Genomic DNA, 12,221 nt, shown 5'->3' with positions numbered 1-12,221 from the left:
AACAGCGATGAGCAATTGGGCCGAAGAAGAAGTACAAACCGCTGATTTGGAAGATCGGCGCCTGAATAAACGATTGGCACTGTTACTGGAGCGATTAGGCGAACATCCCCAGCTCAGCATCCCGGCGGCCTGTGGCGGCTGGAAGGAGACGATGGGCGCTTACCGGTTTTTCGACAATGATAAGGCGACTTTCAAAAAGATACTGGCGCCGCATCGAGATGCCACGGTCGAACGGATGAAGAGCAGCCCGGTCGTATTGCTGGCGCAGGACACGACGGAGTACGACGAAAACATTTGTTTGGGGCCAAAAGGTCTCGGTACTTTGAAAGAGATGGCGAAACATGCGCGCCGACTACATCCGACCATCGCCTTTACGCCGTCGCGGATTTGCTTGGGTGTCGTCAAGGCAGCGTATTGGGCGCGTGACGGCGCCAGCCCGCGACAAGCGCGGCGGCACAAAGGCGTGGACGAAAAAGAAAGTCGGCACTGGCTCGAAAGCTATCAGGATAGCTGTGCCTTACAGGCGCAAATGCCGGACAGTTTATTGGTCAATCTCGCCGACCGCGAGGGCGACATTTACGAATGGTTTGTCGAATACCAAGACTATGCGCCGACTGCTCGCGCTGAATGGATTGTTCGGGCGACGCAGAACCGAGACCTTCTGGTCGAGCCGGAAAATGCGGCGAAATGGCTATGGTCGGCCCTGGATCAAGCGCCGGTCATGGGTTATACCGAGGTTAATGTCAAGTCGCGGCCGAACCGTGCAGCGCGACTGGCGCATATCACGGTACGCGCCGCCACGGTGCCCCTCAAGCCGCCAACGCGTATTGGGTATCGACTGCCGGCATTGAGCATCAACGCGGTGCTGGCGCGCGAAGAGACGCCGCCAGCCGGCAAGGAACCCTTGGAATGGCTCCTGCTGACCAGTTTGCCTGTGGCGAGTTTCGAGCAAGCGACTACGGTGGTGGCGTGGTATGGCGTGCGCTGGTGTATCGAAGTGTACTTCCATGTATTGAAGAGCGGTTGCCAGATCAAGCGGCTACATCTGGAATCGGAAGAACGGCTACTACCTTGTTTGGCGCTCTATATGGTTATTGCCTGGCGGGTGTTATTCAGCCTGATGCTCGCGCGCGCAGCGCCGGACATGGATTGCGAGATTATTTTCGATCCGCAGGAGTGGCGAGCGGCTTATATCGTCGTCAAGCGCTGTCCACCACCGCTCACGCCACCGCGCCTCGGTGAGGTAATCCGACTGATTGCAAGCTTAGGCGGTTATTTTGCCCGCAAACACGATGGTCCACCGGGTGCCAAGGCCATGTGGATCGGCTTACAGCGCTTGCGCGATTTTGTCATCGCCCTCAATGCTCAACAGGATCTCGCAATGAGATGTGTATAACGATGAGCGCTCCCGCGTGGGAATGCATACCTTACTCACCATCTTCGACTAACCTCCAATAACCCTGATTTCCCAGCATAATCTCTGGCACTGGAATAGCGCCAATGTGCGGCTTCGTCTACATAACCGCGCTTCACCGGGTTTTGGTGAATATATTCAATCTTTTGCCGCATCATATCCTCGCCCTGGATCAGTTCAGGGTGAACGCCCTCCTGCCAGAATTGATACGCACGATCATCCTTATGAGCTTTTTTATAAAACGCCAGCTGATCCAGAATTTGCCTGACATTATGGGCCGCAAGATATTGAATCAGGCTTTTCGCCGTCCATGATTTGAATCGGGCAATGTCATGATCCAAACCCTGGCTTTGAAGTACAAAATGGCAGTGATTTTCCAGCACGACCCACGCATACACTTGAAGCCCATCCTTGCTTAAAAAACGCAGGGACTCTAGCAGAATGTTGACGGTGTCAGGGCGGGTGAATACCGGAATCCAATGCAACACTGTCAGGGTGACGAAGTGCGGCTGTTGGGGTTGAGTTATTTTGTAGCGGCTTCTACCCATTATTCAGCGTCCGTATGCATTCCCACGCGGGAGCGTGGGAACGAGAAACTTCACAGATTTTTCCTAACACCTTCCACTCCATCTCAACACCATCCAGCAGCTTTTCCATAAAACTCGAATGACTCATCCCTATAGCTCCTCAGTTTTAAATTCGCTATAGCCTTCGTAGTAGTAGCTGACATCAATCCCTTTCATAAACAAGGCGCGGTCATCAATCCGGTCGGTGAGGGCGGATTTCAGCAGGGCTTTAATTTCCAGGTCTTTCACCACACTGCGCTGCATGGCGGATAGGTATTCGTCTTTATCCACTCGATTCCAATCCACCACCTGCCGGATTTCTTTTTTCAGCATCAGATCCAGCCAGATTCGCGTGGCGCGGCCGTTGCCCTCACGGAAGGGGTGAGCAATGTTCATCTCGACATATTTTTCGATGATTTCATCAAACGTGCCTTGCCGCATGGTGTCGATATGTTTCAGCGATGGCTCCAAATACATCAGCGGCGCAAAACGAAAGTTACCCTTGGCGATATTGACGTCGCGGATTTTGCCGGCAAAGCTATAAATATCCCCAAATAAATAGGCATGGATATAGCTAAGCCCGGCAAAGGTGCCGACTTCCACCTTGGCAATGTCGCCGGAATCAAAAAGCTGCTTGGCTTTTTGTTTACTGATTTTTTCTTCCGTCTTGGCCAGTTCGATTTGGTCGGTGAGGTTGAATTTGTTTTCCAAAATCACTGGGTATCTCCTTCAATCTCCGCGACGATGGCATCAATGTCTTTACGCAACTGATCGATCTTGGCGACAGTGGTAAGCAGCTCGGCATTGATCTGGGCAATGTCCACCACCTCGCGGTTGTCCTTGGCCTCGACGTAGCTGCTGACGGACAGGTTGTAATCATTGGCGGCCACCTTCTCAAACGGGATGGACTGAGCAAAGTGATCGACGTTGGCCTTGCTGTCAAACACTGTCATGATTTGCTCAATGTGCTCATCCTGCAGCACGTTGTTGTTGGTTTCTTTCTTAAACAGACCGCTGGCGTCAATAAACTGGGTTTTAGTGTCGGTTTTGTGTTTGGACAGCACCAGAATATTCACGGCAATGGTGGTGCCAAAAAACAGATTGGGCGCGAGCGAGATCACGGTTTCGACATAGTTGTTATCTACCAGATATTGGCGGATTTTCTGCTCGGCACCGCCCCGGTAAAAAATACCGGGAAAGCAGACAATGGCCGCGCGGCCTTTACTGGACAGGTAACTGAGCGCATGTAGCACAAAAGCAAAGTCGGCTTTGGATTTGGGTGCTAACACGCCTGCGGGAGCAAAGCGCTCGTCGTTAATCAGGGTGGGGTCGTCGTTGCCAATCCAGTTCACCGAATAAGGCGGATTGGAGACGATAGCATCGAAGGGTTTGTCATCGCCAAAATGCGGGGCGATCAGGGTATTACCCAGCTGAATGTTGAACTTGTCGTAGTTGATGTTGTGCAAGAACATGTTCATCCGCGCCAGGTTGTAGGTGGTGTGGTTGATCTCTTGCCCGAAAAAGCCGTCTTCGATGATGTGATCGTCAAACTGCTTTTTAGCTTGCAGTAGCAGAGAACCGGAGCCGCAGGCCGGGTCGTAAATCTTGTTGACGCTGGTTTGCTTGTGCATGGCAAGCTGGGCAATCAGCTTGGACACGTGTTGCGGGGTGAAAAACTCGCCCCCCGATTTGCCGGCATTGGCGGCGTAGTTGGAGATCAGAAACTCGTAGGCATCGCCAAACAAGTCGATGTGGCTGTCGTCAAACCCGTTTATATCTTGGCCAAAATCCAGCTTCGCCACGCCTTTGAGCACGGCGGCCAAGCGGGTGTTTTTGTCGGCGACAGTGTTACCGAGCCGATTGCTGGTGGTATCGAAGTCGGCAAACAGGCCTTTGATGTCGCGTTCCGATGGGTAGCCGTTGGCTGAGCTTTCGATGGCGGAAAAGATTTTGGCCAGATCGGTATTCAGGCTGTCGTTGCTATTCGCGCCTTTGGCGATGTTGACGAACAGTTGGCTCGGGTAAATGAAGTAACCCTTGGTTTTAACGGCATCGTCCTTGATTTCCGGGGTGATGACATTGTCCGGCAGCTCTGCATAATCGATGCTCTCATCTCCGCCTTCTATATAACTGGCAAAGTTTTCGCTGATAAAGCGATAGAACAAGGTGCCGAGTACGTACTGCTTGAAATCCCAGCCATCCACCGCGCCGCGTACATCGTTGGCGATTTGCCAGATTTGGCGTTGCAGCGCAGCGCGTTGTTGGGTGCTGGTCATTCTGGGGTTCCTTGTTTAAATACGTTTTGAATCGTCATCAGCTAAAAAGCAACTTGGCATTTTAACAAGCAAAGGCGCTCTAATTAATCACTGGTTGCAAACGGTATCCGCCCAGACTTGAGCAAGTTTTTCGGAAGGAAAGGTTTTGTTTTTGACGATGCCTTTCATGCGGACATCGGCACGGAAGTTTCCGTTTGCTAGGAGTCTGATGTATGCCATCACACACCTCCAAGAACGAAAGATGAAATCGGATTGAGTAAATATTTGGGGTTCATGCGCCACCTGATTGAACAAAGTAAGCAGCACTGCGCCTAAATTTGCCCTTGCTGCGGACTGTTGCTTCAACTCGACGGGCAATCTCACTGAATTTTTTATAAAACAATCGCTTAATGGTGCCGGCAATAGGAATCGAACCTACGACCTTCGCGTTACGAGTGCGCTGCTCTACCTGCTGAGCTATGCCGGCGTGTGATTGTCTATTTGTAGATGGCTTTGGGGTCTTTGAGTACCGGCTCGGTGGCTTGCCATGCACCATCTTTCAGGCTGCGGTAAAAACAGCTTTCCCGACCGGTGTGGCAGGCGATGCCGCCTTCCTGTTCAATTTTAAGCAATATTACATCAGCATCGCAATCCAATTGCATGTCGATGACTTTTTGCCTATGCCCGGACTCCTCGCCCTTGCGCCACAAACGGTTGCGCGAGCGGGACCAATATACCGCATAACCTTCGGCAACCGTCAAGGCCAGTGACTCGCGATTCATCCAGGCAAACATCACCACGCGGCCGCTATCTTGCAGTTGAGCGATGACCGGAACTAGGCCGTCTTCGGTCCACTGGATTTCCTCCAGCCAAGGGATGCTCATAAGCGCACCTCTATACCTCTGGCTTGCATATGTTTTTTGGCTTGCTCTATCGAGTATTCGGCAAAGTGGAAAATGCTGGCTGCCAAGACCGCATCGGCTTTACCTTGGGTAATGCCGTCGGCTAGATGGTCAAGATTGCCGACGCCGCCGGAGGCGATGACCGGAATGCTGACCGCTTCGCTGATCGCACGGGTCAAAGCCAAGTCGAAGCCGGATTTGGTGCCGTCACGGTCCATACTGGTCAAAAGAATTTCACCCGCGCCGTAGTCTTTCATTCTGACGGCCCATTCGACGGCATTGATACCGGTCGGTTTACGGCCGCCGTGGGTAAAGATCTCCCAGCGGTTTTCCTCGCCTTCCTGACTGACTTTTTTGGCGTCGATAGCCACCACAATACATTGCGAACCAAACTTTTCAGCCGCTTCCTTAACAAACTCCGGGCGAAATACCGCAGCGCTGTTGATGCCCACTTTGTCCGCGCCGGCGTTGAGCATGCGGCGGATGTCTTCCAATACCCGGATGCCGCCACCCACGGTCAGCGGGATAAATACTTCGCTGGCCACTTGCTCGACCACATGGACGATGGTGTCGCGGTTGTCGTGGGTGGCGGTGATGTCCAGGAAGGTGATCTCGTCGGCACCCTCTCGGTCGTAGCGACGGGCGATTTCCACCGGGTCGCCGGCATCGCGAATATCGACGAACTTCACGCCTTTGACGACGCGGCCGTTATCGACATCCAGGCAGGGAATAATACGTTTGGCTAGGCTCATGGTTTACGATTTAGCAGCATTAGCTCAGACATCTGCTCCGCCGAAAGACTCGGCCAGTTTTTCGCCTTCGGCAAAATCCAGCGTGCCTTCGTAGATGGCCCGGCCGGTGATGGCTCCCATGATGCCTTCGTGGGCTACCTCGCCCAGCGCGCGAATGTCGTCCAAGTTAGTGATGCCGCCGGAGGCAATGACCGGGATGTGCACCGAGCGCGCCAATTTTGCAGTGGCTTCGACATTGACGCCTTGCATCATGCCGTCGCGGGAAATATCGGTGTAGATAATGGCCGCGACGCCGTTGGACTCAAATTTTTGCGCGAGGTCAATCACGTCGTGGCGAGACAGTTTCGACCAGCCGTCTATCGCTACTTTGCCGTCTCTGGCATCCAGACCGATGATGATATGGCCGGGAAACTCAATCGACACGTCGCGCACGAAATGCGGTTCGCTGACGGCCTTGGTGCCGATAATCACATATTGCACACCGGCTTCCAGATACGCCTGGATGGTGTCTTCATCGCGGATACCGCCGCCGATTTGCACCGGCACATCGGGATAAGCCTGGACGATGGCGTTAATAACCTGGGCATTTTTCGGTTTACCGGCGAAGGCGCCGTCCAGATCGACCAGATGCAATCTCTTCGCCCCTGCTTCAACCCAACGCCCGGCCACAGCCACCGGATCGTCCGAGAATACGGTATCGTCTTCCATACGACCCTGGCGCAAACGGACACATTTTCCTTCCTTCAAGTCAATTGCGGGTATCAGCAACATATTTAAATCTCGACAGTTAAAACACTAAATCTAAAGGTTAGTAAAGCCAACATCTAAGGGTTGGGGAGTTACGCGGTTCCATCCCAGGCCAGGAAGTTTTGCAATAGCTGCAATCCGACAGTCTGGCTTTTTTCGGGATGAAATTGCACGGCAAACATATTGTCTTTTGCCAGTGCGCAGGTAAAGGCTTGCGGATAATCGGCCGTCGCAGCGCTGTGGCGCACATCGTCCGGCGCTGCATAATAGCTGTGTACGAAATAAAAGCGGCTATGGTCCGGGATGTCGTGCCAGAGCGGATGCGGGTTTTGCTTAACCTGATTCCAGCCCATATGCGGGATTTTCAAAACATTACCCTCGGCATCCAGCATGTGATCGGCAAAACGGCGGGCATGACCGGGGAATATATTCAGACAAGCGATGCCATCGTTTTCCTCGCTGTCGGTCAACAAGGCCTGCATCCCCAGGCAGATGCCCAGAAAAGGCTTGCTTTGCGCTACTTCGCGGATCACATCTGCCAAACCGCTATCGTTCAGGGCGTGCATACAATCGCGTATCGCGCCGACGCCCGGAAATACCACGCGATCCGCAGCGCGGATTAACGAGGCATCGGTGGTTATTTGTACGTTTACCCGGCTATCGGCATGTTGAAGCGCTTTGGCAATGGAATGCAGATTTCCCATTCCGTAATCGATAACGGCTACTGATGACATAAAACTAGAGATACAAGGTCGGGGTTTCTAGGCGAAAAGTGTGGGAATTATAGACTGCCCTTGGTGGAAGGCATGATGCCGGCCATCCGCTCGTCATGGCTGATTGCCATCCTGACGGCTCGGCCGAATGCCTTGAAAACGGTTTCGGCAATATGATGAGCATTGCCGCCCTTGATATTATCGATATGCAAGGTCACGCCGGCATGATTCACAAAGCCCTGGAAAAATTCCTTAAATAAATCCACATCGAAACTGCCGATAAAGGCGCGTTTGAACTCCACTTGATAGAACAAGCCGGGCCGGCCGGAGAAATCTATTACCACCCGCGACAAGGATTCGTCCAGCGGGCAATAGGCATGACCATAGCGATAAATACCTTTTTTATCGCCCAGCGCTTTGGCAAAGGCCTGGCCCAGCGTAATGCCGATGTCTTCCACGCTGTGATGGGCATCGATATGTAAGTCGCCATGCGAGACAACCTCTATGTCTATCAAGCCGTGCCGGGCGATCTGATCCAGCATATGATCCAAAAACGGCAAGCCCGTCGTAAAAGAGGCCGTACCGTTGCCGTCGAGATTAATGGAAACTTTGATCTGGGTTTCGAGCGTATTGCGCTCAACCTGAGCGGTGCGTGGGTTCATGCTTAATGCGGATGGCTTATTTCGGCGCTAGTTTACGTGATTGTGACGGCTACGCCAAACTCTTGCTGGCGATCTCATAGACATCTTTGGATAGATGCTCGGTAGCGACGATACGCTGTAATTGCTGTTTCATCAAGCCCTGCCGGGCTGCATCATAACGCCGCCATTGCGCCAACCCGGTCACCATCCGCGAGGCGATTTGCGGATTGAGGGTATTCAGCGCCAACACTTGGTCGGCCAGGAAACGGTAGCCCTCGCCGTTTATGGCATGAAAATGCAGCGGATTGGCTTGGCTGAAAGCGCCAATCAATGAGCGCACGCGGTTGGGCGTTTTCATATCAAAAGCCGGATGTTTCATCAAGGCCTGCACGGTGGCAAAGGTGTTGGGCATGCTGCTTGTAGCTTGCAAGGTAAACCATTTGTCGATGACCAGCGCTTCTTGCCGCCATTGCACGTAAAAACTATCCAGACTTCTGGCCTTGGCCGGATGGTTACTGTTGACAATAGCCGACAAGGCCGTCAACTGATCGGTCATATTCCGGGCGCTATAAAACTGCTGCTCGGCGATATGATAAACGTCCTGATTTTCCAACTTGCTCAAATAGCTCAAACAGGCATTTTTCAAGCGCCGCCGCCCCACCGCTCCGGCATCAAAACTGCCGGATTCGTCGCGGTGATGTTGCTGATACAGCTGTTTAAACTCGACTTGCAATTGCTCGGCCAAGGTCTTTTTGACAAACTCGCGGGCTTGATGAATGGCTTCAACATCAATAACAGCCATTTGCCCGGACAAATAACTTTCTTCCGGCAAAGCCAGCAGCAACGCTTGATAAGACAAATCACCGCTGCTATCGATCAACACGCTACGATAGGCATCGACGATAACCGGCTCCAGCTGCAAGGGCCGACCCAACTCAATCGCGTCGATCAACTTGAAAATCACCTGCACAGCCAGTTGCTGTCCCGCTTCCCAGCGGTTAAAGGTATCGCTGTCGTGCCGCAGCAGAAACGCCAATTCGTCCAGGCTACGCTCCATTTTTAGCGTGACCGGCGCCGAAAAACCTCTTAGCAGCGACACAACCGGCGGCTGCGGCAGCTGAGCAAAGCTAAAGGTTTGCTCAGCTTCGGTGACATTCAACGTGATTTCCGCCTGACTGGAATCGTTGTAATGAATCTGCGCGGCCGAACCGTCGGCAGCCAGCAAACCCAGCTTCACCGGGATATGTAGCGGCGCTTTCACCGGTTGATTAGGCGTAGGCGGACAATTTTGTTGAATGGTCAAATGCAGTTGTTGAGATTCGGAATCGTATTGCTGGCTCACCGTCAACACCGGCGTACCGGCTTGCGAATACCAAAGTCTGAACTGCTTCAACTCCACGCCGTTGGCGTCCTCCAAGGCCTTGACGAAATCCTCGCAAGTCACCGCCTGGCCGTCATGGCGTTGAAAATATAAATCACAGCCTTTTCTGAAACCAGCCGCGTCCAGCAAGGTGTGCAGCATCCGCACTACTTCCGCACCTTTTTCATAGACGGTCAGCGTGTAGAAATTGTTGATTTCGATATACGCTTCCGGACGAATCGGATGCGCCAACGGGCCGGCATCTTCGGCAAACTGCCGGGTGCGCAAGGCGTTGACATCTTCTATACGTTTTACGGCCGGCGAAGTCCGATCACCGCTGAATTGCTGATCGCGAAATACCGTAAAACCTTCTTTCAAACTCAATTGAAACCAGTCGCGGCAAGTCACTCGGTTACCGGACCAGTTATGGAAATATTCATGACCGATCACGCCTTCGATGTGTTCGTAATCGCTGTCGGTGGCGGTATCGGGCCGGGCCAGCACGAATTTGGTGTTAAACACGTTCAAGCCCTTGTTTTCCATCGCGCCCATATTGAAATGGTCGACGGCGACGATCATGTACAAATCCAGATCGTATTCCAGCCCGTAGGTTTCTTCGTCCCAATGCATGGCGTTTTTTAAAGACTGCATGGCGTGGTCGCATTTGTCGATATTGTGCTGCTCGACGAATATTTCCAGCGCGATCCGCCGACCGGTCATGGTGATGAACTCGTCGGCCACGCATTCCAACTGGCCGGCCACCAGCGCAAACAAATAGCAAGGCTTGGCGAACGGATCTTCCCAACTCACCCAATGCCGGTTGTTTTCCAGCTCACCCTGCCCGATCTTGTTGCCGTTGGACAGCAAGACCGGATATTTGCTCTTATCGCCAGTCAAGGTGGTTTTAAAACGGCTCATCACATCCGGCCGGTCCAGAAACCAGGTGATTTTCCGAAAACCCTGCGCCTCGCACTGCGTACACAGCATGCTGCTGGACAAGTACAAACCTTCCAGCGCGGTATTGGCTTGCGGATTGATGACATTTTCGATGACGATTTGAAACGGCCTATCCTGCGGCACTTCATGCACGACCAAGGCTTCCTCGCCCAGCAAATACTGGCTCTGTTCCAGTGCCTGGCCGTCTATCGCGATACTCACCAACTGCAATTCCTCGCCGAGCAAGGTTAATGCGGTACTGCTGTCTTGGCTTTGCGGATTGCGGCGTAAACTCAAGGTCGAGCGGACCTGCGTGTGTTGCTCGTCCAAATCGAAATTCAGTTCAATCTGCTCGATCAGATACTCGGGCGGGGTATAGTCTTTCAGGAAAACCGTTTGCGGGCTTGCATCGCGCATCATTTATCGCTCGTCTTGTTTGACAGGTTGTGGCGGTTTATAAGAAATCAGCCAGTAAGTAAGACCCAGCGCCACGATGACCGCAGCGATAGCCGTAATATAAGCCGGATCCAAATCCTTGAAATCCAGCATGATCACTTTTCGGGCCACGGCCATCAAAGCGGTGGCTATGACCATTTTAATCGGTAGCGTGTCGTGCTTGATGTACAGCGTGATGTTGATAAATATCTCTATCGCGATCAACACGGCCATGAATGAACCAAAGATCACCAGTATGTCGGAGACCGTCAGCATCAAAAACGGTGCCGCGACCACCCGTTGGTACATCACGTAGCCCACGTCAGCCACGCCCCACAAAATCACCAATACCATCAGCACCGCCAATATTCTGACCGCGAAATGAATGACCGCGTGTAGGACTTTGAGCATGGCATCTTCCGGAATCGGCGGTACTTTTACTTCGTGGCCTTCCTCGCGCAAATTGCGGTTAGCGCTGGGCCGGGAAGATGCCGGTGGCGGCATGGAAGGTCGAACGGGCGGTTTAGTGTCCATCTACAACTCCTGGTTTTTCTGCCAAGCCACATAAGCCAATAAGGCCCATGCCGCTAAAAAAGCCAGGCCGCCCAACGGCGTGATCATACCCAGCCAACCGATATTCAATATCGCCAGTAAGTATAGACTGCCGGAAAACAGCACGACGCCCGCCACCAAACACCAGCCGGCCATTCGCAATAATTTATGTTCCGGTAACACTGCGATCAAAGCGAGAACCAACACGTGCCACATCTGGTAGCTTACCGCGGTTTTGTAAACATCCAGCAGATGCTCGGATAATAAATGCTTCAAGCCGTGCGCGCCGAACGCGCCCATCGCCACGCCGATAAATCCGCCGACGGCGGCCAGAAACAAAAAAGGCGGACGCATCATTTCTCCAGCAGGCGCGGCATCAGTTGCACCAGATTACACGGCCGGGTGCGGTAATCCAATTGTTCCTTGATTAAGGACTCCCAGGCAGTCCGGCAAGCACCGGACGAACCCGGCACGCAGAAAATATAAGTGGCGTTGGCCACGCCGGCTATAGCCCGCGACTGCATCGTCGAACTTTTGATGTCCTGGTAGGAAATCATCCGAAACACTTCGCCAAAGCCATCCAACACTTTATCCAACAGCGGCTGAATCGCTTCCGGCGTACCGTCGCGGCCCGTCACGCCGGTGCCGCCAGTGGTAATCACCGCGTTGACTTGCGGGTCGGCGATCCATTGACTAACAGCGGCGCGGATTTGGTAAATATCATCGGGAACGATTTTTTTGTCGATCAAGTTATGCCCCGCATCGGTTAAACCGGTGACCAAGGTTTGCCCGGATACGTCGTCCAGTTCGGTACGAGTATCGGAGACCGTCAACACGGCGATATTAATCGGAATAAACTCTCGGGCTTGGCTCACGGTAAGGCTCCAGATAAAGGCTACCGCATTCTATGTAAAGCGCCGCCGGACAAGCAAGCATTGTTTAATTCGC

At 52.9% G+C, this 12,221-nt stretch carries 14 protein-coding genes and 1 tRNA gene; 1 reads left to right on the top strand and 14 read right to left on the bottom strand.

Annotated features, from left to right (window positions below; genetic code table 11):
• Window positions 1-7: 7 nt before the first annotated feature.
• Window positions 8-1,396 carry an IS4 family transposase gene (locus tag ACMXD4_RS02460; protein ID WP_415878102.1) on the top strand — a complete coding sequence of 463 codons (1,389 nt, stop codon included), beginning with the start codon at window positions 8-10 and terminating at the stop codon, window positions 1,394-1,396.
• A 35-nt stretch (window positions 1,397-1,431) separates the two neighbouring features.
• Here the strand turns inward: ACMXD4_RS02460 and ACMXD4_RS02455 are convergent, their stop codons facing one another.
• The 14 genes from ACMXD4_RS02455 to moaB all read right to left on the bottom strand — a co-directional run bounded on the left by ACMXD4_RS02455 (window position 1,432) and on the right by moaB (window position 12,148).
• The gene (locus ACMXD4_RS02455) at window positions 1,432-1,962 is read right to left on the bottom strand and encodes an REP-associated tyrosine transposase (RefSeq protein ID WP_319960190.1); all 531 of its coding nucleotides are present in this window, start codon (window positions 1,960-1,962) and stop codon (window positions 1,432-1,434) included.
• 129 nt (window positions 1,963-2,091) lie between these two features.
• Window positions 2,092-2,697, bottom strand: a complete 606-nt coding sequence (fic, locus tag ACMXD4_RS02450) for a protein adenylyltransferase Fic (RefSeq protein ID WP_415879731.1) — start codon at window positions 2,695-2,697, stop codon at window positions 2,092-2,094.
• Complete coding sequence (locus ACMXD4_RS02445; protein WP_415879730.1) at window positions 2,694-4,256, bottom strand: type I restriction-modification system subunit M; 1,563 nt, start codon at window positions 4,254-4,256, stop codon at window positions 2,694-2,696. The genes fic and ACMXD4_RS02445 overlap by 4 nt, the downstream gene beginning before the upstream one ends.
• 87 nt (window positions 4,257-4,343) lie before the next feature.
• Window positions 4,344-4,475: a hypothetical protein gene (locus ACMXD4_RS02440; RefSeq protein ID WP_415879729.1), complete on the bottom strand. Its 132-nt coding sequence runs from the start codon at window positions 4,473-4,475 to the stop codon at window positions 4,344-4,346.
• Between the two features lie 171 nt (window positions 4,476-4,646).
• A tRNA-Thr gene (locus ACMXD4_RS02435) sits at window positions 4,647-4,722 on the bottom strand.
• Between the two features lie 10 nt (window positions 4,723-4,732).
• Complete coding sequence (gene hisI, locus ACMXD4_RS02430) at window positions 4,733-5,119, bottom strand: phosphoribosyl-AMP cyclohydrolase (protein ID WP_101051478.1); 387 nt, start codon at window positions 5,117-5,119, stop codon at window positions 4,733-4,735.
• Window positions 5,116-5,889, bottom strand: a complete 774-nt coding sequence (hisF, locus tag ACMXD4_RS02425; RefSeq protein WP_101051477.1) for an imidazole glycerol phosphate synthase subunit HisF — start codon at window positions 5,887-5,889, stop codon at window positions 5,116-5,118. The genes hisI and hisF overlap by 4 nt, the downstream gene beginning before the upstream one ends.
• A gap of 24 nt (window positions 5,890-5,913) precedes the next feature.
• Window positions 5,914-6,660: a 1-(5-phosphoribosyl)-5-[(5-phosphoribosylamino)methylideneamino]imidazole-4-carboxamide isomerase gene (gene hisA, locus ACMXD4_RS02420; RefSeq protein WP_026147134.1), complete on the bottom strand. Its 747-nt coding sequence runs from the start codon at window positions 6,658-6,660 to the stop codon at window positions 5,914-5,916.
• 68 nt (window positions 6,661-6,728) lie between these two features.
• Window positions 6,729-7,370, bottom strand: a complete 642-nt coding sequence (hisH, locus tag ACMXD4_RS02415) for an imidazole glycerol phosphate synthase subunit HisH (protein ID WP_101051476.1) — start codon at window positions 7,368-7,370, stop codon at window positions 6,729-6,731.
• Between the two features lie 47 nt (window positions 7,371-7,417).
• Window positions 7,418-8,011, bottom strand: coding sequence for an imidazoleglycerol-phosphate dehydratase HisB (gene hisB / locus ACMXD4_RS02410; RefSeq protein ID WP_101051475.1), 594 nt, complete (start codon window positions 8,009-8,011; stop codon window positions 7,418-7,420).
• 49 nt (window positions 8,012-8,060) lie between these two features.
• The gene (gene pepN / locus ACMXD4_RS02405; RefSeq protein ID WP_415880813.1) at window positions 8,061-10,703 is read right to left on the bottom strand and encodes an aminopeptidase N; all 2,643 of its coding nucleotides are present in this window, start codon (window positions 10,701-10,703) and stop codon (window positions 8,061-8,063) included.
• Window positions 10,704-10,706: 3 nt separating this feature from the next.
• Entirely contained in the window at window positions 10,707-11,255 is a 549-nt protein-coding gene (locus tag ACMXD4_RS02400; protein WP_205452886.1) for a phosphate-starvation-inducible PsiE family protein, read from the bottom strand.
• Entirely contained in the window at window positions 11,256-11,627 is a 372-nt protein-coding gene (locus ACMXD4_RS02395; protein WP_415880812.1) for a DUF423 domain-containing protein, read from the bottom strand.
• Window positions 11,627-12,148: a molybdenum cofactor biosynthesis protein B gene (gene moaB, locus ACMXD4_RS02390; protein WP_205452885.1), complete on the bottom strand. Its 522-nt coding sequence runs from the start codon at window positions 12,146-12,148 to the stop codon at window positions 11,627-11,629. The genes ACMXD4_RS02395 and moaB overlap by 1 nt, the downstream gene beginning before the upstream one ends.
• Between the last annotated feature and the right edge of the window lie 73 nt (window positions 12,149-12,221).

It is taken from the genome of Methylomonas sp. TEB, from assembly GCF_047777895.1.
GTDB lineage: Bacteria > Pseudomonadota > Gammaproteobacteria > Methylococcales > Methylomonadaceae > Methylomonas.
Note: the sequence above shows the minus strand (reverse complement) of the source record. Positions and strands in the feature narration are given on the sequence as shown.